At 63.1% G+C, this 19,292-nt stretch carries 11 protein-coding genes and 1 tRNA gene; 1 reads left to right on the forward strand and 11 read right to left on the reverse strand.

Translation table 11 applies throughout. The features are described from left to right. Window positions 1–36 precede the first annotated feature (36 nt). From YY7_RS0115095 to YY7_RS0115130, 7 genes are all read right to left on the reverse strand, one after another. Window positions 37–1,716, reverse strand: a complete 1,680-nt coding sequence (locus YY7_RS0115095; protein WP_028163998.1) for a filamentous haemagglutinin family protein — start codon at window positions 1,714–1,716, stop codon at window positions 37–39. Beyond that, window positions 1,605–11,030, reverse strand: coding sequence for a filamentous hemagglutinin N-terminal domain-containing protein (locus tag YY7_RS0115100; RefSeq protein ID WP_196237272.1), 9,426 nt, complete (start codon window positions 11,028–11,030; stop codon window positions 1,605–1,607). The genes YY7_RS0115095 and YY7_RS0115100 overlap by 112 nt, the downstream gene beginning before the upstream one ends. A gap of 216 nt (window positions 11,031–11,246) precedes the next feature. Beyond that, on the reverse strand, window positions 11,247–12,203 hold the full coding sequence (locus YY7_RS0115105; RefSeq protein ID WP_035690151.1) for a FecR family protein: 957 nt from the start codon (window positions 12,201–12,203) through the stop codon (window positions 11,247–11,249). 7 nt (window positions 12,204–12,210) lie between these two features. Beyond that, entirely contained in the window at window positions 12,211–12,732 is a 522-nt protein-coding gene (locus YY7_RS0115110) for an RNA polymerase sigma factor (RefSeq protein WP_245287283.1), read from the reverse strand. 17 nt (window positions 12,733–12,749) lie between these two features. Next, a complete protein-coding gene (locus YY7_RS51630) occupies window positions 12,750–13,376 on the reverse strand; it encodes a secretin and TonB N-terminal domain-containing protein (RefSeq protein ID WP_051396713.1) in 627 nt (208 codons plus the stop codon). Between the two features lie 920 nt (window positions 13,377–14,296). Next, window positions 14,297–14,381 (reverse strand) — tRNA-Leu (locus tag YY7_RS0115125). 100 nt (window positions 14,382–14,481) lie between these two features. Beyond that, window positions 14,482–14,724, reverse strand: a complete 243-nt coding sequence (locus YY7_RS0115130) for a FliM/FliN family flagellar motor switch protein (RefSeq protein ID WP_028164002.1) — start codon at window positions 14,722–14,724, stop codon at window positions 14,482–14,484. Window positions 14,725–14,784: 60 nt separating this feature from the next. On the opposite strand from YY7_RS0115130, the gene lipB reads away from it, so the two are divergent. Then, entirely contained in the window at window positions 14,785–15,537 is a 753-nt protein-coding gene (gene lipB, locus YY7_RS0115135) for a lipoyl(octanoyl) transferase LipB (protein WP_028164003.1), read from the forward strand. A gap of 6 nt (window positions 15,538–15,543) precedes the next feature. Here lipB and YY7_RS0115140 read toward each other — a convergent pair whose 3' ends face one another. From YY7_RS0115140 to YY7_RS0115155, 4 genes are all read right to left on the reverse strand, one after another. Beyond that, window positions 15,544–15,843, reverse strand: a complete 300-nt coding sequence (locus YY7_RS0115140) for an acylphosphatase (RefSeq protein WP_028164004.1) — start codon at window positions 15,841–15,843, stop codon at window positions 15,544–15,546. Continuing rightward, entirely contained in the window at window positions 15,840–16,706 is an 867-nt protein-coding gene (locus YY7_RS0115145; protein ID WP_028164005.1) for an isocitrate lyase/PEP mutase family protein, read from the reverse strand. Before YY7_RS0115145 ends, YY7_RS0115140 begins: the two co-directional genes overlap by 4 nt. A 70-nt stretch (window positions 16,707–16,776) precedes the next feature. Continuing rightward, entirely contained in the window at window positions 16,777–18,792 is a 2,016-nt protein-coding gene (locus YY7_RS0115150; RefSeq protein ID WP_028164006.1) for an acetyl-CoA carboxylase biotin carboxylase subunit, read from the reverse strand. Between the two features lie 148 nt (window positions 18,793–18,940). Further along, window positions 18,941–19,150 (reverse strand): hypothetical protein, encoded by a 210-nt coding sequence (locus YY7_RS0115155; RefSeq protein ID WP_028164007.1) that lies wholly within the window; start codon window positions 19,148–19,150, stop codon window positions 18,941–18,943. Between the last annotated feature and the right edge of the window lie 142 nt (window positions 19,151–19,292).

Genomic DNA, 19,292 nt, shown 5'->3' on the forward strand with positions numbered 1-19,292 from the left:
TGATCGTCATAGTCGCTTCGCACCGGCCGCATGGTCTCAGTGGACAAGTCCATCGTCGCTACTCGCCGGCACGACCCGTTTGCGTTCGTCCGCCGTCAGTCGTTGCAGCGCGCCTGAGCTAAGATTACCCGCGCCAACGATCTGCACCGCACTATCGGGATTCTGTGAGCGCTGCTCGCGCTTGCGAGGACGTTCTTCCTCGCCATCGCCGCCGCCGAATCCGAGGAACTCGACGATAATGACGGAGGATGGTTCGTTGGCCCGCTGTTGCGGGGGCGCCGCCTGCTGGGCCGCGGCCCCGGCCGTGTTTCCGGCCTCCGCCAGTCCACCGATATTCGGCGCCTCGATCACCGGCACGCCCTTGGACAGGCCGCCGACTTCAATATTGGCGGCGTTCAGGACATGCAGCGCCGCGAGATTGAGATTGCCCGCAACCCGGATGCCCGCATCCCCTGCATTCACCGTGCCTTCGGGCGCAACGAGGTCGACATCGCCCTGAACCACGCCAGCAAAACCGATGATGGTGCCGATGCCACTACCGGAAATATCCGCCCGCTCTTGGACACGGGTAACCGCATCAACGCTAGTGGCAACCTCCGGCGCCGAAGGAACGCGGGCCGTCTTTGCGCCGCGACCGGCATCGATATCGCCAAGTGTAGCCCATAGCGTCTCGTCTCCACCGCCAAACGTCAGGACACGCGACCGATTCACCGTGACGCTTTTCTTCACGAAGACACTGATATCGCCCGGCCCGAGCGCAACGAGGCCTTGCCCGTCCCCGATGGCTGCGCCCAGTGCTGCAACCTGCAATCCACCGCCGGGAGCCAGCACCTCGATGCCGCCGCCGGCCATGGTGCGCAATGTCAGCGACTGGCCGAGCACATCGCCCTTCCAGCCCTCGCCCGGGAACAAGGCCGCGATCGCTGCGTAGCCGCGGTTATATCCGCCATTGAGCGGCCGGCCCTTGCTGTCGGGCGTCAATTGATCGCGGCCGGCCTCACGCAGCTCCTGCATATAGACGCGATTGACGAAGGCATGGCGAACCAGTTCCGGCAGGCTTTGGAAGCGCGCCCATGCCTCGAGCGGCGACAGGGTCTCGCCGGTCTTCTCTTCGATGAAAGAAACGAGGCCAAATCTGAGCAGCTTGTGCTGGCCGTCGCGCTCCTCGCTCCGATCGGTGAGATAGAACGGCACCAACGTGCCGTCCGGCAATGTTGTCGTCAAATAGGCCGGCATGGCCGCGACACGCGAGGGATCGAGATAAGCGGCGATGAAAGCATCGTACGATGGCCGCTTGTCCTGCAGGCCTGCCATCACAGAGATCGAGGCGCCCTGCTCCGGTAGCCCTCTGATGTCGGTGCCGACGATCGGCCGGTTATTGCCGTCGAAACTGCGATTGCCGGTCGTGGTAATGGACAGAGCCTGTCCGTAGACATCGCGACCCGTGCTCAGCGTGACTGATCCCGGTCCTTGAACCTGCACGGTGCCGCCGATGATGTCGTTGCCGGCCTCCAGAAGCGAGACGTCAGTTCCACGCACATTTCGCAGTTGATAGTTGATGTCGCGAATATCCGTGCCGGCACGGAACCATGTCTGCTCCGCGGTCATGACCTGCGTCGAGAGTGGATCGCCGTCGTTCCGCAGGAGCACGTTGGAGATGGTCCCACGACGGGCGTAGATGCGGCTCGGCTCATAGTCCTCGGCGTTGGGCAGCACCGCGGGTTGCGAATGGTTTGCAGGAAGAGACCGTGATCTCCGTGAGTGACCCGTTCGGCAGAAATGGCATTCTGCAGCATGAAGTGGAAGCTGCTTCCGCTTTGCCGCGGATCCTGGAATATGTCGTCGAAAGGCGAGCCCGCGAAAGTGATTACGAGACCGTTGATGCCGTCCACAGGCAGGAACGGAGACGGCATCATCTCCGGAATGGCGCGCGTTTGGGTAATCGAGCCCAGGACGATGTCCCGGTCGGCGAGCAACTGCAGCTCCGGACGCGTGCCCGGCGCGGTGTAGAGCCTCCCGAAGTTGACGATGTCGCCATTCAGCGCGAGCACGTTGGTGATCGCAGGATAGAGATTCGTGGCGAAGAGACCGATCGTACCGTAGTCGGAATCTCCATCGAAAACGTAGCTGAGGTTCAAGTCCTTCGACAGGTATTGACCTTGATTGACGAGTCGAACGTCGCCGCCGATCGATACCAGATTGAGAGCGGTGCGGTTTGTATAGCCGCTCATGATCGCGCTCCGACGAGCGATACCGCCCAATAACAGAGGGTCACCGCTCAGCATCAGCGGATCGAGCACGGTTTGGACGATCAAATCGCCGGCCGTGCGCACACTCAATTCGGCGTCGCCGAGAGCGAAGACAGGGGCGATGTTGTAGATTCCGGCGACGCGTCCGCTGATCGTTACGGATCGCCCGGTCGTAGTCTCTCCCGCGGTGACCGTGCCTGTGCCACGGCCGACATAGTAGTAGCCAGCGCGGAGCGCGCCTTCGACGTCGACAGTCAGTGCACCGCCATTGCGCATTTCCAACGATTTGGCCTCGCCGCTCGTGCGACCGCCGCGTACCCGACCGTTGGTCGGGAGAGCCACGAGAATATTGTCGAGATCGCCTCCGGCGAAGACCGAGACATTGCCGCCGCCGAGCGCGCCAACGCCTTGCGCAAAGTTTGCGTAGTCAATCCACCAGGAGCTCTGCTCGCCCGGACGGAAGACATAGTCTTGATCCGTGCCGCCGACGTGCTTGAGCCATTCAACGAAGAGCTGGTTGTCCTTCGGGTTGGCCGGAAGCGCCGACGAAATGCTGCCTCCCGCGGCGATCGTAAGGTGTCCACCCTCGATTCCGTAGGTCGCCGCTGAGGGCGCAGTGAAGTTGTCCCAGGTCGTCGTATCTTTGCGCCCCGCAGTGTAGACGACCGATTGATAGTGAGCGAGGTCGAGGTTGCGCCCGGCGCGGAGATCGATATCGCCGGTGCCGGTGCGCACCAGTATGCCACTGCTGCTGTTACCTACCGTGATCGTGCCAGAATTGCTGCCGAGACCGGCGAGCGGCATCGTGGTGATCGCCGACGCCGAGCCGAGATCGGCCCCTGCGACGAGGCGAAGATTCCAGGATGCGGCATCCTGCAACACCCCGGACCGGTCGGCCCGATCGAAGCCGTCACTGAGGTTGCCGTTGATGATCAGATTGCCGGCAGCGCGGAGCGTCAACGTGCCCTCACGCTGTGAAGCTCCAAAGTCGGCGAACAGGTTCCAGTCCTGGTCGATCAACAGGTCGCCGGTGCCGCGAATCTCGATCCCGGACATGAGCTCGATGCCGCGTGAGCTGAGCCCCAAGGCAGCCGCGATAGCACCAGCATGGGTACCGAACGTGTGGGCATCGTCAACCGCCTGGACCTGAACCGCGCTGGTGGTGCCGCTGGTGTAGACACTCACGCCCTCGAGCACCGCCGAGCGAGCGCCGATGATATGGGCCGCCAAAGCATCGACCGCGATGCCATCGTGGCCTGCGTTCTGCAGCGCGCGGAAGCGCACCCGGCCGGCCTCGCCGCCCGCGACATCGATCGCGCCGCCGCGGACATCGAGCCTTCCGCCCGCCGCCTCGAGCGTTACTCGGCCAGAGCCAAGTGTGGCGTCGGTCGCACCGGCAAGAAGATGGGCAGAGCTCTCCATCACCAGGCCATTGCCACCCGAGATCAAGATATTGCCGCCGTAAGTCGCGCGCGCATCAACGCTACCGGCGATCGTCACCCGTCCCTGGTCGGCCGCGAGTTGGAAGTCTTCGACCTTGGTCATGCCGGAAACGACGACATCGCCGGATCGAATGCGAAATTGGCGCGAGCGGGTGAAGCCCGCCGCGTTAAGGCGGTCGGCGAAAGCCGCGAAATCCGGCAACTCGGCGATGTCGAGCACGAACGTGCCGCCCTTGCCGTTCGCTCCGGCCTGCGCCGCGACCGCGCCATCGAGCACAACCGTGCCGCCACCAGATGCCGTCGCCGCAAGACTGCCGGCATTGCCACCGCCAGCGTGCGCAGCCAGATTCAAGATCGCGCCAGAGCCAACGACAACATTGCCGCCGTCGACGGCGGTCAGGCTGATGCGTCCGGCATCGCCATAGGCGCTGACGTCGAAGAATTGCTTGGCGAAGCCGCCGACATCGATCACCGCGCCGTCGGACAACGTCACGCCACCTGCGCCCGCCGTTATTTCGACGGCGCCGCCGAGCGCGGCAATGCGGGTCGCGACCTCAATCGTCTGACCACGGAGCGTAAGCCGGGTGCCGAGGCTCTCCTCGAGACTCGTCGATGCCGTGCCGGCTCCCGCGAGCCGTAGCATGCCGCCCGTGATCAACGACTGCGCAGCGCCGCTGCGCCCGGTCAGCAAGGGGGTGTCGATCGTCAGCGCTGCCATGCCGGTGTCGATCCCGCCATTGCCCTGCCCTGTGATCTGGCGACGTCCCGCCATCACGACATGATCGAAACCGGAGATCGTTTTCGTTCCGGCCCCGAGAATGAGCTGGTCCGCGGCCAGCGTCAGCGTGCCCGATCCAGTGCCCGCAGTCGCCGTTCCTCCACCGCTGTTGATGAGCGCGATCGAGCCGCCGGACACCTCGATGTCCTTGGCGCCATATCCTACGAGGCCGGCGCCATCGAAGGTCACCGAGGCAAGTCCGGCGCCGCTCAGGTTGAACGAGGAATAGAAATCGAGCGTCGTATAACTGCGGAGCGTCAGGCTCTCGGCGCGATTCAGTTGCTTTAAGGATTCGAGAGACAGAACGAGGCCGTTGGTGCCACCGCCGAAGCCGATCCGGCCCGACGCGACGGACAGCGAGGCCGCCGACAGCAGCGCGCTTCCAGCAAGCTCCGTCGTCTGCGTCGCATCGATCAGGAGCGCACCGTCAGCCGTAAGGCGAACGCCTTCGCCGACCCGCACCGTGCCACCGATCGTCGTGTCCACGTTCTCGCGGATCACCTGGACGGCATCACCGTTCGACACGCGGATCAGCGCGCCATAGTCCTTGGAGGGCGCCACCATGACGTCGTCGGCCGGGTTGCCGTCGTCCCAACCGTCGGGATCCTCGTAACGCGCCGCCACCTGCGGCTTCATGATGAGATTGCCGGCGCCGCGCGTCGCCGTCCCCTCCGCCCTGATCACGCTGCCGACGCCGATGTCGACGAGCCCGCTCGCCGCAAGGATAATCTCCGGCCCGATGAGCGCGGAACCGGAGTCGTTCCGGACCAGGATATCGCTCGCGGTCACGTCGAGACGCAAGCCGAGGGGATCTCCTGTGCGCATGCCGCCGACCAACAGACTCCCAGCGCCGAACCTGGACAGGCTCGCGGAATCGATGACCAGGTAACCATTGGCGCGCAGATCCGAGCCGTCTACGCCTGCGCCAACGATCGCAATCTTGGTTCCGGCGATGTCGATAAGAGAACCGCGGCCCCCTTCCGGCGTCTGCGCTTGCAGGCTGCCGTCGAGGATCAGTTGCTGCGTCGCCTTGAACACGACGGCGCCGCCATCCAGCGGCAGCCGCGGCGTCATCACATTGAGCCCGGTCAAGCGATATTGTGTGAGCTTGAATGCATCGGAGACAAAGAAGGTGTTGGCGAAGGCCTCGTTGTACTCGGTGTACTGGCGCAACTGCGTGCCCGTCATCACCCGCCAGACTGACGAGAGCTGATCCTCGCTGCCTAGCAACGCATCGCCGCGCCGACCGCTCATCATGACCGATCCGTCGGCAAGGCTCACAGGCCTCGCCAGCGGCGTGGTCGTCGCCGTGGAGACAAGCGAGAGGAGATAAGCGCCGGGCAACGCCGCGTAGCTCGCCGGCAGCAGCGTGTACCAGCCGGCAGCAAGACCGTTGCCACCGGCGAGCCAGACCCGCTCGCCAACCGCACCGCGCGGCGACGCGCCATTGAAGCCGGGGACCACCGCGTAGCTGTTGGCCGACGCCAGGATGTCGTGCGAACCGCCGGGCCCAGGCACGAACTCGCGCGCGTAGAGGTCGCCGCCGCCGCGGATATCGATGACCGACCCCGCCCGGCTCTCGACAACCGGGGCTTCAAGCGAAATCCGCTTCTCGGGAGGCGAGGTCAGCACCCCGTCAGCGCCCACCGCACCTGGCTTGGTCGGATCGAGCCAGTTCTCTCCGTTGGACAGACTTCCATATGGCACGGTGAGCCCAGCACCCGACACCGATGTCACACTGCCGGCACCGAGGATCAGACGCTCGCTTGCTTTTAGCGTTATCTGCCCGAACGGCGCTCGAAGCACACCGTTCTGTTCGATGACAGGCGCCGCCAGAGTCAAACTGCCGCCGGCCGACAACGGCGGAGCGACCACGTCCTTCCGCTCGACCGTTATCCGATCGGACGCTTTGATTGTCGCCTTGGTGCCCGTCGCCGGATAGACCTGCCCGGCTCTCAAAACCAACGCTCCATCGACATCGAGAACAGAGAGCGGCGGGATGTTGGCGTCGAACGGTGCATTGAGCCGCAACTCGGATGTATCGAAGACCGTTTCCGCGAAGCCGCGGATATTCATCTCACTGTTCACGTCGATCACGGATGCGACCAGTGTGAGCCCGCCTTCGCGCCTGGTGCTGGACTGTCCGGTTCCAGTCAATGACATGTATGGCGCGATCAGGCTGGAGCGGCCGCCGTTGAGATTGACGAGCGGTGCCGAAATCTGAAGAGAACGATCCGCTTTGACGACCGCATTGTCGAGCTTGATGCTTGCTGCCGTCGTCAGCGACACGTCGGCGAAAGAGCCCGACGCCAGCACACCCGGTCGAACGTAAGCATTGCGAACCTGCACAGTGGACGGGAAAATCGCAAGCAAGTCCGTCCCGACCGTATCCCGGAGTTCTTGAATGGTCGCGTCGGTCCAGCCGTAATTTCTCGGATCAACACCGCTACTGCTTGCCGCCGGCGCGGAGGTGATGATGATGTTTCCACCGGTCCCGGCCTCGATCATTTCCTTTGAAATGAGCCATGAGCCCGATGCCGGAATCCCCAGATCGCGGGCAATTCGCGCAAGGTCGAACCCGATCACGTCGAGCGGGTTGTTGTCGCACGCACCGTTGGCCACATATCCCCAGCAGTCGGGATCGAGTTGTCCGAGCCCCGCATCGTTCTTGATCGCCTCGATCGGATTGAAGCCGCCCGAGACCTCCGCGTTTATCGAGATCTTGCCGTTAACCGCGCCAGGGCCGCCCGCCTTGGCGACGAGACGACCTGCAATCACACCCCATTGCAGCGTGAGCGAGATCGAACCGCCGTTGCTATCGATGCGGGAGTCGAGGTTGCTGTGCTGGAGGCCGCCATTCGGCACCGTGAGAATGCCCCTCGCACCCGAGACATCGATGAGTGAACCGGCATCGAGGTTCACCACGGCGCCGCTGATGCCCACTGAACCGCCAGCACGAACATCGACGACCGGAGGGAGATTGCCGTTCTTGACCAGCGTCGATACGCCACGCGCCAGCAATTCGGCGCCATCAGCGAGCATAACGTCGCCATTGTTCGCCGAAAGCTGGATCGTTCCTGCAGGAGCATCCAGCGTGCCTTTGACCACAACCTTGCCGCCGGTTTCGGAGGTCGCAAGAGAAATGGTGCCACCGATGTCAGTCCTGACGACGGCGCCAGCTCCGACTGTGACATTGGTTCCGCCTGCCAGATTGAGAGCGTTGGGCTTGCGTTCGACCCGCTCGTAGACAGGCAGGACGGCAAGCGTTCCGAGAGCCGCAATGGACGTCCCCGTTTCGGCAGCGAATGCCTTTTTGGTATCGATCACCAGGCTGGAGACGCGATGCTCGATGTTCGCCTCATCGGCAACCGTAATCGAGCCTTGCGTCGTGATCGCCAGCGAATGGAAGCCGCGATCACCTAAAAGAGAATCGTTCAGATGGAAGGCGGCGGCATTTGTGCTGGCGCCGCCCAATTCTACATCGGAGTTCGTAATGAGCTCCAGTTCGCCGCCCGAGCCCGCCGCATAGCCACGAAGATCGATATTCGACAGCATATCGGCATCGGCAATTCCTAGCCTGATACGTCCCGCGTCACCGGCCGTGATGCTGGGCTTGCTGCCACCGCTGAGCCTTGCCCCACCCGAAACGTCGATAACAGCGCCTTGCTTGAAGTCTCCGGCGACCTGAACCGTACCGCCATTGATCTTCCGGAAGAGCGGCGCTGCCGGGTTCAAGAGTTCATTGATCCACTGTCCGCTGACGTCGATGCGCGAATTTGCCCCGAAAGTGCTGTGCTGGCCGACAAACCAAATATCGCCGCCGGCGATACGGATCGTCCCGTCGACAGTGAACGTGGTCGGCAGGTTGTTCGGCACGTTGGAGATAACGTTCAGTTTGGCGCCGGGCAACAGTTCGAGCGCTTCGCCTTCACCGAGCGTGAAACCCTTGGCGACATAGAACTCGAAGGAACCCATGCCGGACTGGGCGAGCACGGCGGGGTCAAGGTAAGTGACTTTGTCGCGATGCGGATTGGCCGAATTCGGATCGTACCAGATGGTGCCGAGCGCGCTCGAGACGTTGAAATCATCAGCCAGGCGAACCGGATCGCTCGCAATGATGAGCTCGCCGGGTAGCCACAACCGGGCCGGATCGCTGTTGGCGCCAATCTTTAACGTACCAGCCTTCGCTGGATTACCGAGCGCCGCCTGGCGCTCGCCGACAACCACGCCGCCCCAATAGCTACCTTCGAGAACGAGTGCTTCGGCTGCAAAGAGTTGAATCTCACCGGCGTCACGCCCCTCGGTGTATCCCTTCTCGAATGTGCGCGCTGATTTGCCGAGCGGGTTGGTCCACGTTTCGCTGATGCCCCACCGGTCATGGCGACGGGTAAAGCCCCCCGCTACCGCTGTGTAGAGCTGGTCGGGAAAGGCGTCGCCAATATTGTAGACTCGTCCATCGGCGCCGAGCAGCGTGGTGGTCGTGTTCCAACCATCCGTATAGCGCACCGACCCACCCGAGACGTCGAGCAATGAGCCCTCGCGGGTAATGATCGAACCGCTGGATTTTATGACGATCGAGCCGGCCTTGGTGGAGAGCTCGGCGAGATCAGTCTTGCCCACGCCAACCCAGGATGAGACGTCGGCCAAAGGCGTGCCTACCCAACGGCCGGGCTGGCCGTCGATCCAATTGACCTCGGCCATGGGCCCGCTGGTGAAGGTACCCGACCGCCGTCGATCGACGATCACTTTGAGGCCGCGCAACCAGGAATCACGATAGAGCGGCGTATCGCGCAGCTCATTTATGTAGAGCTGGGCCTCGACGAAGTTACGGTCCATCGACACCGCAATGTCCTGCAGGCCCGCAACGCTCAAATAGGCATCTTCGCCGATGTAAACGCGGCTGCCGTCGCGAACGGTCGGCTCACCGGAGATCGGCTCTTCCCCCGAAAGCGGCGAGGTGCTTGCCACGATGCTGATCTTGCCCGCCGGAACGATCACGCTTGCGCCTGCCTTCACATCTATCAGATTTCCGCGCAACTCGACGCGGCCGGGCTGATAACGTGTCTTGAGTGATGTCTGCTCGATCTCTTCGACGTCGCTCAGGTCGGGTGTCGCCATGGTGACGCTGTTCTTGCCCAGGGTCAGACTTCCGGTCGACCAGTATTGCAGGGGCGAACCGCTGAACGAGCTGCCGTTCGCCATCATGCCTTGATCCCAGGCGAGCAGCCGGATCGAGCCATCACGGTTGTTCAGCTTTGTGGTCGCGAAAAGCCCGCCATCCTGTACGATCTCGCGACCCATGATCGTAATATTCCCACGGTCGCTTTGGACCACACCGTCATTGGCGACGCGGTAGCCGACCGAAGCCGCCCTCGCCGCCATTTCGGGGAAGACGATGTCGCGCAAATCCCGCGCGAAGACGTTGGCCGGAGCCAGCGGATCGGTCGCGGCCTGCATCGCATAATAGTCGAACAGCCAGCGCATCGGGGACGATACGGCGACGTCCAGACCGCGTACGCCCGTTTGACTGCTCAAGAGATAGATCTGCTCACCGGCAGCCATGATCACTTGACCATCCGGGGCCGAGATTTGGCCGGAATTGATCACTTTCGGCGCGAACAGCATGACCTTGCCGGCGCTCGCGGTCTCAATCCGAGCGCCGGCCTCAACACTCACGTTGCCCGGCGCCGCGCCGATCACCGCGCCCGGAACCTGACTGGGGTCGTTGACGGAGACCAATTGGTTCGGCTGTTGTTGCCCCAGATAACCGAACTGGGGCTTGTAGACGTACGTGTTGCCGCCGCTCGCGTCGGTACCGTAAAGCTGCTTGTTGATACCGGCCAGGAACTGCTCATTGGACAAGGCCAGCGAAGAAGCAACGAGCGCCCCCACATTCACCTGGCTCGCGCCGCCGAAGACGATGCCGTTCCGATTGATAATGTAGACTTGGCCTTCGGCCTTGATGGAGCCGAGGATTCTGCTCGGTGCCTCCGAAGGATCGAGAACGCGGTTGAGCGCGATCCAATCCGACGCATTTGAACCGCCTGCACGCTGGTCGAAATAGAGCTGGGTGCGGCCGCCGACGTTGAAGGTCTTCCACTCGAGGATGGCCTTCTGCTGCGATTGCTTGATCGTGACGTTGGCGTTGCCGCCACCGACGGCCTCGGTCGGGAGCTCCGCTCCCTGCCACAGGTTCGCCCTTGTGGCCACGCCCGGAGCCACCTGAAGACCGCCCGGCCGCAAGCCGTTGGGCACGATATTCGGCGTGGCGTCGAGCTGAACGCGCGCCGCATCGCGAGCAGCCTGCTGGCTTGCCTGCATGGCCTGCACCGCGAGTGTCGCGCGCTGCAAGGCACTCTGCGCGTCACGCGCCGCCTTCGAAGCCTCGAGCTGGGCCGCCTGAGCGGCCGCGACCGCAGCGGCCGTGGGAGACGATGGTTGTCCGCCAAGAGGCCGCGCCATTGCGCCCGGCACAGTCGCAATGAGAGCCAAAGCGCTGACCGTCGCAAACAACTTGGCACGACGTGTTGTGAACTGCGACTTGCGACTGCTCGACGCCATGATCATTCCTCGACGGTTCTTAATCGGTCGGGAACATGCCGTTCAGACGACGCCGCCCGGACATCCAACTGTCGGATGCACGCTGCAAACACGTCTTGAGCCTATCCCCTCAATGTCACCCGGTAAGACCGGCCGAGCAGCGCGTTACTGAACCGCGCCGGAGAAAAAAATTCGAATGAGAGGGAATGTTCTCGTCGCACACGCATTCGGCGTATTCTATGACACAACGACGACACCGCCGGGCAGTTGTGTAATGCGCGCGCCATAAACGTCCTGGATAAGCGCAATGAGATCGTCGATACGGTCGAGCGTAAGCCGAACTTCCACGCGGCGCCGGCCAAGCGCTTCGTTCATGAGCATGATGTGCCCTGGCCGATAGCGGTTGACCTCGCCGATCACTTCTGAAAGTGGGGTTTGACGAAACACCAACTGGCCTTCGCGCCAAGCCAGGACGGCTCCAACATCGGCCGCGACAACGGGCTCCAAAGCGCCTTGGGCATAGGCGATCTGCCGGCCTTCATACAGCGTGACTGAGTTTCCGGAGTAGTCGATCGCCACCGAGCCGCGTTCGCAGGTCACGGTCGCCCGCACACCTTCGCAGCGTACATTGAAATGCGCGTCGACAGCGCGGATGCGGCCGCCTGCTGCCATGATCGTCAGCGGCGCATCGAGCGACTTGCTTGTGACGATGGCCACCTCACCCGACACCAGTTCCAGCGACCCTTCGCTGGCCTCGTGTGGCATGTTGAGGCTCGTACGCGTGTTGAGATCGATCGAGGCGCCCGATTGCAGCGCAATCCGACGTCGCTCGCCTATTGCGGTCCGCAGGTCCGCCCGCAACTCGGAGGCCGACGGCCAAAGGTCAAGCGGCGGCTCCACAACAAAGTAGCCGAGTGCCGCAGCCGCCGCAGATGCCCCCGCGGCAGCCAAAATCGTGCGTCGGTTGAGGACGGCGCGCCGGGGACGTCGCGATGCCGATGCGATGTTGTCCCAGAGCAGGTTCGCTTCCGCGAAGGCTTCAGCGTGCAGTTCGCTGCGCTCGCACCAGCGTTTCAACGCCGCGGCATCGGCCACGGTGGCGCGTCCGGAGGTCAGGAGCACCAGCCATTGCTGTGCTTCTTGTTTAATGGTCGCCCGCATGTCGGGCGGTGTGATCGGATCGTCTTCGCGCATGGCACTTCTAAGACCCTTTTCGGGGACCAGAACTGAACCTGCGATTCAGCTTTCTTTCAAGCCGATTGGAGCAATGCCGCAGCGCATTCAAGAGCTCCTTCTCGACCATCCGGGGAGAAATGCCAAACCGCTCTGCGATCTCCTCGTGCTTCACATTATCCAGCCGCGCGAGAAGCAGAATGGCTTTGCGGCGCGGCGTCAGCTCTTCCAGTGCAGCCCGGAGCATCGCAAGCTCCGCTCGCGCCTCAGCTATGCGCTCTGGATCAAGCGCGCCATCCATCGTGTGACGAATCGCTTCGATCTCAGAAGCGGTGAGTTTCCGATTGTCCTTCTCCCTTTGATCCGCGGCGACATTGAGAGCCATCCGGAACAGATAGGCCTCGGGCTGCTGCACCAAGCCGACATCGTCTATGCGCGCTATTCGCAGCCAGGTTTCATGCAGCACCTCGGTCGCCAACGCGTCCGAGCCAAGCCTCCAGCGAAGACGTTCGCGAAACCGTTGGTAGCTTGCTTCGAAAACCTTCATCATTCGTGCTCGCGCGCCGGTCATAGTCGTGCCCCCGCGGAGCGAGAGCAACCACCATTCGACGATGCGGCGCGCAGGATTATCGTGATCGGTTGCGGCAAATCCCGTGGCGGGGGCACGACGGTGTCACTCGTAATTCGCGTAGTGATCGCCGCGTCGAGGCTTTCATTGCCGGTCGAACCAAGGAGATGCAGGGCCCGTATCCGCCCGCTCTCTTCGATCCACACTTGAAATGCAGCGCGGTAAGTGCCAAGCCGCGTGTCGTCATTACGGCACAAAGCGCGCTCGACGGAATTCTGAAGCTCGGCAAAATAGGCACTCTCGTCAGAGCGATGCGTCGATTGCGATCCCGGGATGCCGACTGTTGGATTCGGCGGCGGCGGGCCCACGGTGAAAGCGTTGGCACCGACGTAGCGGATCGCAAGGCCTGTTCCGGCAAGAAGCACCTGCAGGGCGTCGGTTGGAGAAAAACGACCTTTGACAGGCGGCGAGTGCAACCCATTCGCCAACTCGCCGTCGATCAGCGCCGTCATGCCTGTCCGATTGGCGAATTCAACCAAGGCGCTGCCGAGCGGCTGCGCGGCCAGATCAAAGTTGATGTGCCGCTCGCGCGCCATCGCCCCGCCGATCGGGGACAGCGCGAGCATCAACGCCAATCCTTGACTGAGCGGCCGGCAGGTACATGCCCTGCGGACGCGCGCGGTTGCGAGCGCATCTCGCATCAAACGCCCTGCCCCCTTACAAACGCAGCGATCTGCGGCACGGTAGCTAGGTCGGCACCATTACATTTTTATGACGGCACGAGCGTCCCCGCACAGCCATCGTTCCGCCGGATCGCCCCTGACCGCCCCGATGCGGCAAGGCCGGGCACCGCAACCTGCTGAATTGCGGCGCAGGCCAACGAAGCTGCCGGCCTTGCTGGTCGAAATGGCGGCCAGCGCGCAGCAGGGGCCGCAGATCGATCGCGTCCCTTTCCGCGACGGTAGGTACGCTCGGTATCGGAACAAATTCCGAGACCCGCACGTCTAGGAAGTGTGGGACTAAGCTATTCTTACAGATCTCGATGGTAGCGGGGATGACTCGAACCCAAGAGGCAAACATTCTGGCCTCTAGTCTATACTGGCGGCAAAGGCCAGCATCGACGTCCGGCGGTGCGCGCGCTGAAGAACAGGGTCGCACAATATGCCCAACCGCACCCTGCCCGATTGTCCTTGATCGAACGCTGCTCGGGGCTCGTGGCGATTACAAATGCGGGAAGAGCCGGCCGATTTCCACGCTGAGCTACGCGCAGCTCTCTCGCAACGAAACAGTGCTTTTGTCTCGCCGGATCTTCTTCAAATAGAGATGCGAGAACCACGGGAGCAAACGCCGGACTCTCTTCGAGAGACACTGGGTGCAAGGCTTGGACAACAGGCTGCACGCGAGTGTCTCGGGAGGTGACCAACTCATAAGGAGCCACACGAAAGCGCGTGAGACGCTGAACACTCGCTGGCACTAACATTCGCTGCGAGTAACAATGCGGGAACAAGGAATAGCAAAAACGCCTTTTATCAATGGGTTAGACCATTGGTGCGCTCGGAGGGACTCGAACCCCCACGATTTTACTCACTGCCACCTCAAGGCAGCGCGTCTACCAATTCCGCCACGAGCGCTTGGGATGCCGGAGGGAACCTAAAGGGCGCGCCGCCGGATCGACGGCGCGGGATGTAACAAATCGGAAGGTGGGGGACAAGCCGATAAGTGGCCTATCAACTACCTAACATCCGGGGATTTCGGCAGCATTTGCTTGACCTCGACCGCGATCCGGTTGCGGTCGACCAGCACCACGCCGCTGGCGATCGGCAGGTTGTTGGCGAGGATCTTCACCTCGTCGGCCTCGGTGGCATCCAGTTCTATGATGGCACCGCGGGAAAGCCGCATGACCTGGTGGATGGGCATGGTAGTGGTGCCGAGCACCACCATGAGATCGACACTGACTTTATCGAGGGTAGGCACTTTTGAACCGCCAAACCGAGATTAGATTGTGGTTCCACCTGACCACGTGATGGTTAGCCAATGGTTAATGTCCGCCAAGACCTTGATTTGACGATTTTCGGGCACCCAGACGGCGGCGAAGCCGTGGAATGGCAGATTTCGGATGCCCCGGTGCCCTACCCTGACGCTGTCGCCGCGATGGAATCACGCGTCGCCGATATCGCCGCCGGGAAAGCGCCCGAACTGGTCTGGCTCCTGGAGCATCCTCCACTCTACACCTCCGGCACCAGCGGCAAGGCCGGCGACCTCCTGGAGGCGCGCTTCCCGATATTCCAGACCGGGCGCGGCGGTCAGATCACTTATCACGGCCCGGGCCAGCGAGTGGCCTATGTGATGCTGGACCTGAAGCGGCGCCGGCCGGATGTGCGCGCCTATGTCGCCTCGCTGGAGGAATGGATCATCCGCACCCTTGCCGCCTTCAATGTCCGCGGCGAGCGCCGCGAGGACCGCGTCGGCGTTTGGGTCAAGCGGCCGGACAAGGGATCGGGATTCGAGGACAAGATCGCAGCGATCGGGGTCCGGCTGAAGCGCTGGGTGTCCTTTCACGGCATCGCGATCAACATCGAGCCGAATCTGGCGCACTTCTCCGCGATCGTGCCCTGCGGCGTGGTTGACCCACGCTACGGCGTCACGTCACTGGTCGATCTCGGCCTGCCGGTGACGCTCACCGATGTCGACGTGGCGCTCCGGCAGGCCTTTGCCGAGGTGTTCGGCGAAACCGAAGCGCGACCGCTGGAGACGATTCAGCACGGGGCCGCGCACGGCCTCACATGATCGCACCTACACCGTCGCCAGCACCGAGAAAGCCTCCCCTGCCTCGCGCAGGTTGAGCAGATCGGGACCGCCGGCGTCGTCTTGCACGGCATCGACGCGTGCCGCAGTCGGCCCGCGCCGGCACGCGGCGATCATTCCCGACACGACCGCCTCGGGCCCGGCAAACACCGCTTCGACGCTGCCGTCCCGGCGGTTGCGTACCCAGCCATTGAGCCGGCGCAGGTGCGCCTGGTGTTCGACCCAGGCGCGGTAGCCGACGCCCTGGACGCGACCGCGGATCATGACATGACGGATCGTGTCGCTCACTTCTTCAGTCCGAGAAATTCGCTGCCGCGCGCTTTCGTCTCAGCCTCGCGCATCGCACGGCCGGTCAGTTCCGGGGATGGCAGCCCTTTCAGGCTTTTCGGCGACGCGCCCTCGCGCAGCGCCTTCAGCGTCTCATAGACCGCCTGCGTCGCCGCTGCGAACGGCGCATGGCCTTGCAGCGCAATCCGCACGCGCAGGCCCGCGAGATAATCCGGCGCAGCCATCTCCTCCGGCGCACCGCCGAGCACGATCGGCAGTGTCGTTACCGCGGAGATCGCTTCCAGCTCCGCCTTGACCTTAATGCCGGTGAAGAACAACGCATCGACACCGGTGGCCTCATAGGCCTTTGCTCGCGCGATTGCATCGTCAAGGCCGGTGATCGACACCGCGCCGGTGCGGCCAATGATGACGAGCGATGGATCGCCGCGGCCGTCGAGCGCCGCCTTCATCTTGCCGATGCCTTCATCGAGCGGAATCAGTTGCGTCTTGGCCTCGCCAAACGCCTGCGGCAGCAAGGTGTCCTCGATGGTGAGGCCAGCGGCGCCGGCGGCCTCAAGCTCCTGCACCGTGCGGCGGACGTTCAGTGCATTGCCATAGCCGTGGTCGGCATCGACAAGCACAGGGAGAGCAGAGGCCCGTGACATCCGCCGCATCTGCTCGGCAAGCTCGGTCAACGTAATCAGTGCGATGTCGGGATCGCCGAGCACCGCGAGTGAGGCGACGGATCCGCCGAACATGCCGACCTCGAAGCCGAGATCCTCGGCAATCCGGATCGACGTCGCATCGTAGACCGAACCTGGCCGAACGCAGCCGGTGCCGGCAAGGATCGAACGCAGTGCTTCGCGTCGCGCACGGAAGGTCATGGGAGCTCTCTCTATGTCAGCTTGGGCACGATCCTTTCGCGGAACCGGTATCCACGTTCCGGATCATGCTCTAGGCGAATTCGAGGATCAGCGCGTCGACCGCCAGCGTTGCGCCGGGAGCGGCGTGGATCTTCTTCACCGTACCGTCGCGTTCGGCGCGCAGCACGTTCTGCATCTTCATGGCCTCGACGACCGCAAGCGTCTCGCCCGCCTTGACCTCCTGTCCCTCGCTGACTGCGATCGACACCACGAGTCCCGGCATAGGGCACAACAGCTTCTTGCCGGTATCGGCGGCCGACACCACCGGCATCAGACGCGCCGACGTTGCTTCGGCTTCGGTGAAGACATAGATCGGAACCTCAAAGCCCTGATGCGCGAGGCGGAAGCCGTTGTTGATCGGGCGCACCTGCACCGCCACGAACTGGCCATCGATCGTGCCCTGCCACACCTGCTCGCCCGGCACCCAGCTCGAGACCAAATTGTGCGGATTGCCCGGCAGCCCATCGCTGCCGATGAAGCGGACCGCGATGCCGTCGGCCTCGCGCGCGACGTCGAGCGCGATCTCATCACGCTCGAGCCACACCGCGCGGCGCCGCTCCCGCTGCACCAGTCGGCCATTCATCTGGCCCGAGATCTGCCTCTTGCGCTCACCGAGCACGTGGTCGATCGCCGCGGCCACCGCCGCCAGCCGTCGCGCGATCTCGCCCTCCGGCGGTCGCGCCGAGAATCCCTTCGGATATTCCTCCGCGATGAAGCCGGTGGAGAGCTTTCCCTCGCGCCAGCGCGGATGGTTCATCAGCGCCGACAGGAACGGAATGTTGTGGCGGATGCCATCGACATAGAACGCGTCCAGCGCGGTCGACTGCGCCTCGATCGCCGCCGCCCGCGACGGCGCATGCGTGATCAGCTTGGCGATCATCGGATCGTAATGGATCGAGATCTCGCCGCCTTCCTGCACGCCGGTGTCATTGCGGACGGTGACGCCATCCTGGCTCTTCTCGGCCGGCGGACGATATTTCACCAGGCGCCCGATCGACGGCAGGAAGTTACGGAACGGGTCTTCGGCATAGACGCGCGATTCCACCGCCCATCCCGTCAGCGTCACGTCCTTCTGCGTAAGGCTGAGCTGTTCGCCGGCGGCGACACGGATCATCTGCTCGACCAGATCAATGCCGGTGACGAGCTCGGTGACGGGATGCTCGACCTGCAGGCGCGTGTTCATCTCCAGGAAGTAGAAGCTCTTGTCCTGGCCGGCGACGAACTCGACCGTGCCGGCCGAGTCGTAGTTCACCGCCTTCGCCAGCGCGACCGCCTGCTCGCCCATCTTGCGGCGCGTGGTCTCGTCGAGCAGCGGGGACGGCGCCTCCTCGATGACCTTCTGGTTGCGGCGCTGGATCGAGCACTCGCGTTCGCCGAGATAGATCACGTTGCCGTGCTTGTCGCCGAGCACCTGGATCTCGATGTGGCGGGGATCGACGATGAATTTTTCGACGAAGACGCGGTCGTCACCGAAAGAGGATTTCGCTTCGGCCTTGGCGAGATTGAAGCCCTCCTCGACCTCGGCCTTCGAATGCGCGATGCGCATGCCCTTGCCGCCGCCGCCGGCGGAGGCCTTGATCATCACGGGATAGCCGATCTCGTCGGCGATCCTCACCGCATGCTTGCCGTCCTCGATGACGCCGAGATGGCCAGGCACGGTGGAGACCTTGGCCTTCGCGGCCGCCTTCTTGGACTCGATCTTGTCGCCCATCGCGGCGATGGCACCAGGATTGGGGCCGATAAAGACGATGCCGGCCTCCTTCAGCGCGCGCGGAAACGCCTCGCGTTCGGACAGGAAGCCGTAGCCGGGATGGATGGCCTCGGCGCCGGTCTTGCGGCAGGCCTCGACGATCTTCTCGATCAACAGATAGCTCTCCGCCGCCGCCGGCGGGCCGATCAGCACAGCCTCATCGGCCATCTCGACATGCAGCGCATCGCGGTCAGCCTCGGAGTAGACCGCGACCGTCTCAATCCCCATACGGCGCGCAGTCTTGATGATCCGGCAGGCGATCTCGCCGCGATTGGCGATCAGGATTCGTTTGAACATGTGCTTCTTGCTTGAGCGTTTGGGCAGGATCTTCGCCCGCAATGTGGTACGGGCGGTGGGCGTCTCAATTAACGTGGTACAGGAAAACTCAGGAGAGGCAACGGTCTATATAAGGAGGCGGCCGGCTTGCACCCGGCGCCCGAAGCCATCAACCCGAATAGGTATTAAATCTACCACGGACATGGGCGCGAGAGACGGCCTTCATCAGCTCGCTGACCTCGTTTTCCAGATAGTCATTGGCCACGATCAGCGCGCGGACGGTGGCCCGCATATCCCCGCCGCAGGCCGCGATCGCCTCATCCACGGCAGCTTCTAAGCCGTCGATATCCTCGCTGCTGGCACTGGGAAGAGAGGACATCTGGCGGTTTCCGGGATGCGGGGCGAGCACTTATGTTCTATTTTTGTTCTCAACAAGTCAACCATGGATCCGTCACTGTCGACCAGTTCCGGCGGCTTTTTCCCAATGCGGAATAGCTTCGCGGGAGCTTCGTGCTAGAGCA

Source organism: Bradyrhizobium elkanii WSM2783, from assembly GCF_000472865.1.
GTDB lineage: Bacteria > Pseudomonadota > Alphaproteobacteria > Rhizobiales > Xanthobacteraceae > Bradyrhizobium > Bradyrhizobium elkanii_A.

Coding starts and splice junctions, on each gene's coding strand:
- YY7_RS0115110 (WP_245287283.1), bottom strand. CDS start 12,732: ATGATGAAGGTTTTCGAAGCAAGCTACCAACGGTTTCGCGAACGTCTT.
- YY7_RS51630 (WP_051396713.1), bottom strand. CDS start 13,376: ATGCTCGCGCTGTCCCCGATCGGCGGGGCGATGGCGCGCGAGCGGCAC.
- YY7_RS0115150 (WP_028164006.1), bottom strand. CDS start 18,792: ATGTTCAAACGAATCCTGATCGCCAATCGCGGCGAGATCGCCTGCCGG.
- YY7_RS0115145 (WP_028164005.1), bottom strand. CDS start 16,706: ATGACCTTCCGTGCGCGACGCGAAGCACTGCGTTCGATCCTTGCCGGC.
- lipB (WP_028164003.1), top strand. CDS start 14,785: ATGGTTAATGTCCGCCAAGACCTTGATTTGACGATTTTCGGGCACCCA.
- YY7_RS0115100 (WP_196237272.1), bottom strand. CDS start 11,030: ATGGCGTCGAGCAGTCGCAAGTCGCAGTTCACAACACGTCGTGCCAAG.
- YY7_RS0115155 (WP_028164007.1), bottom strand. CDS start 19,150: ATGTCCTCTCTTCCCAGTGCCAGCAGCGAGGATATCGACGGCTTAGAA.
- YY7_RS0115105 (WP_035690151.1), bottom strand. CDS start 12,203: ATGCGCGAAGACGATCCGATCACACCGCCCGACATGCGGGCGACCATT.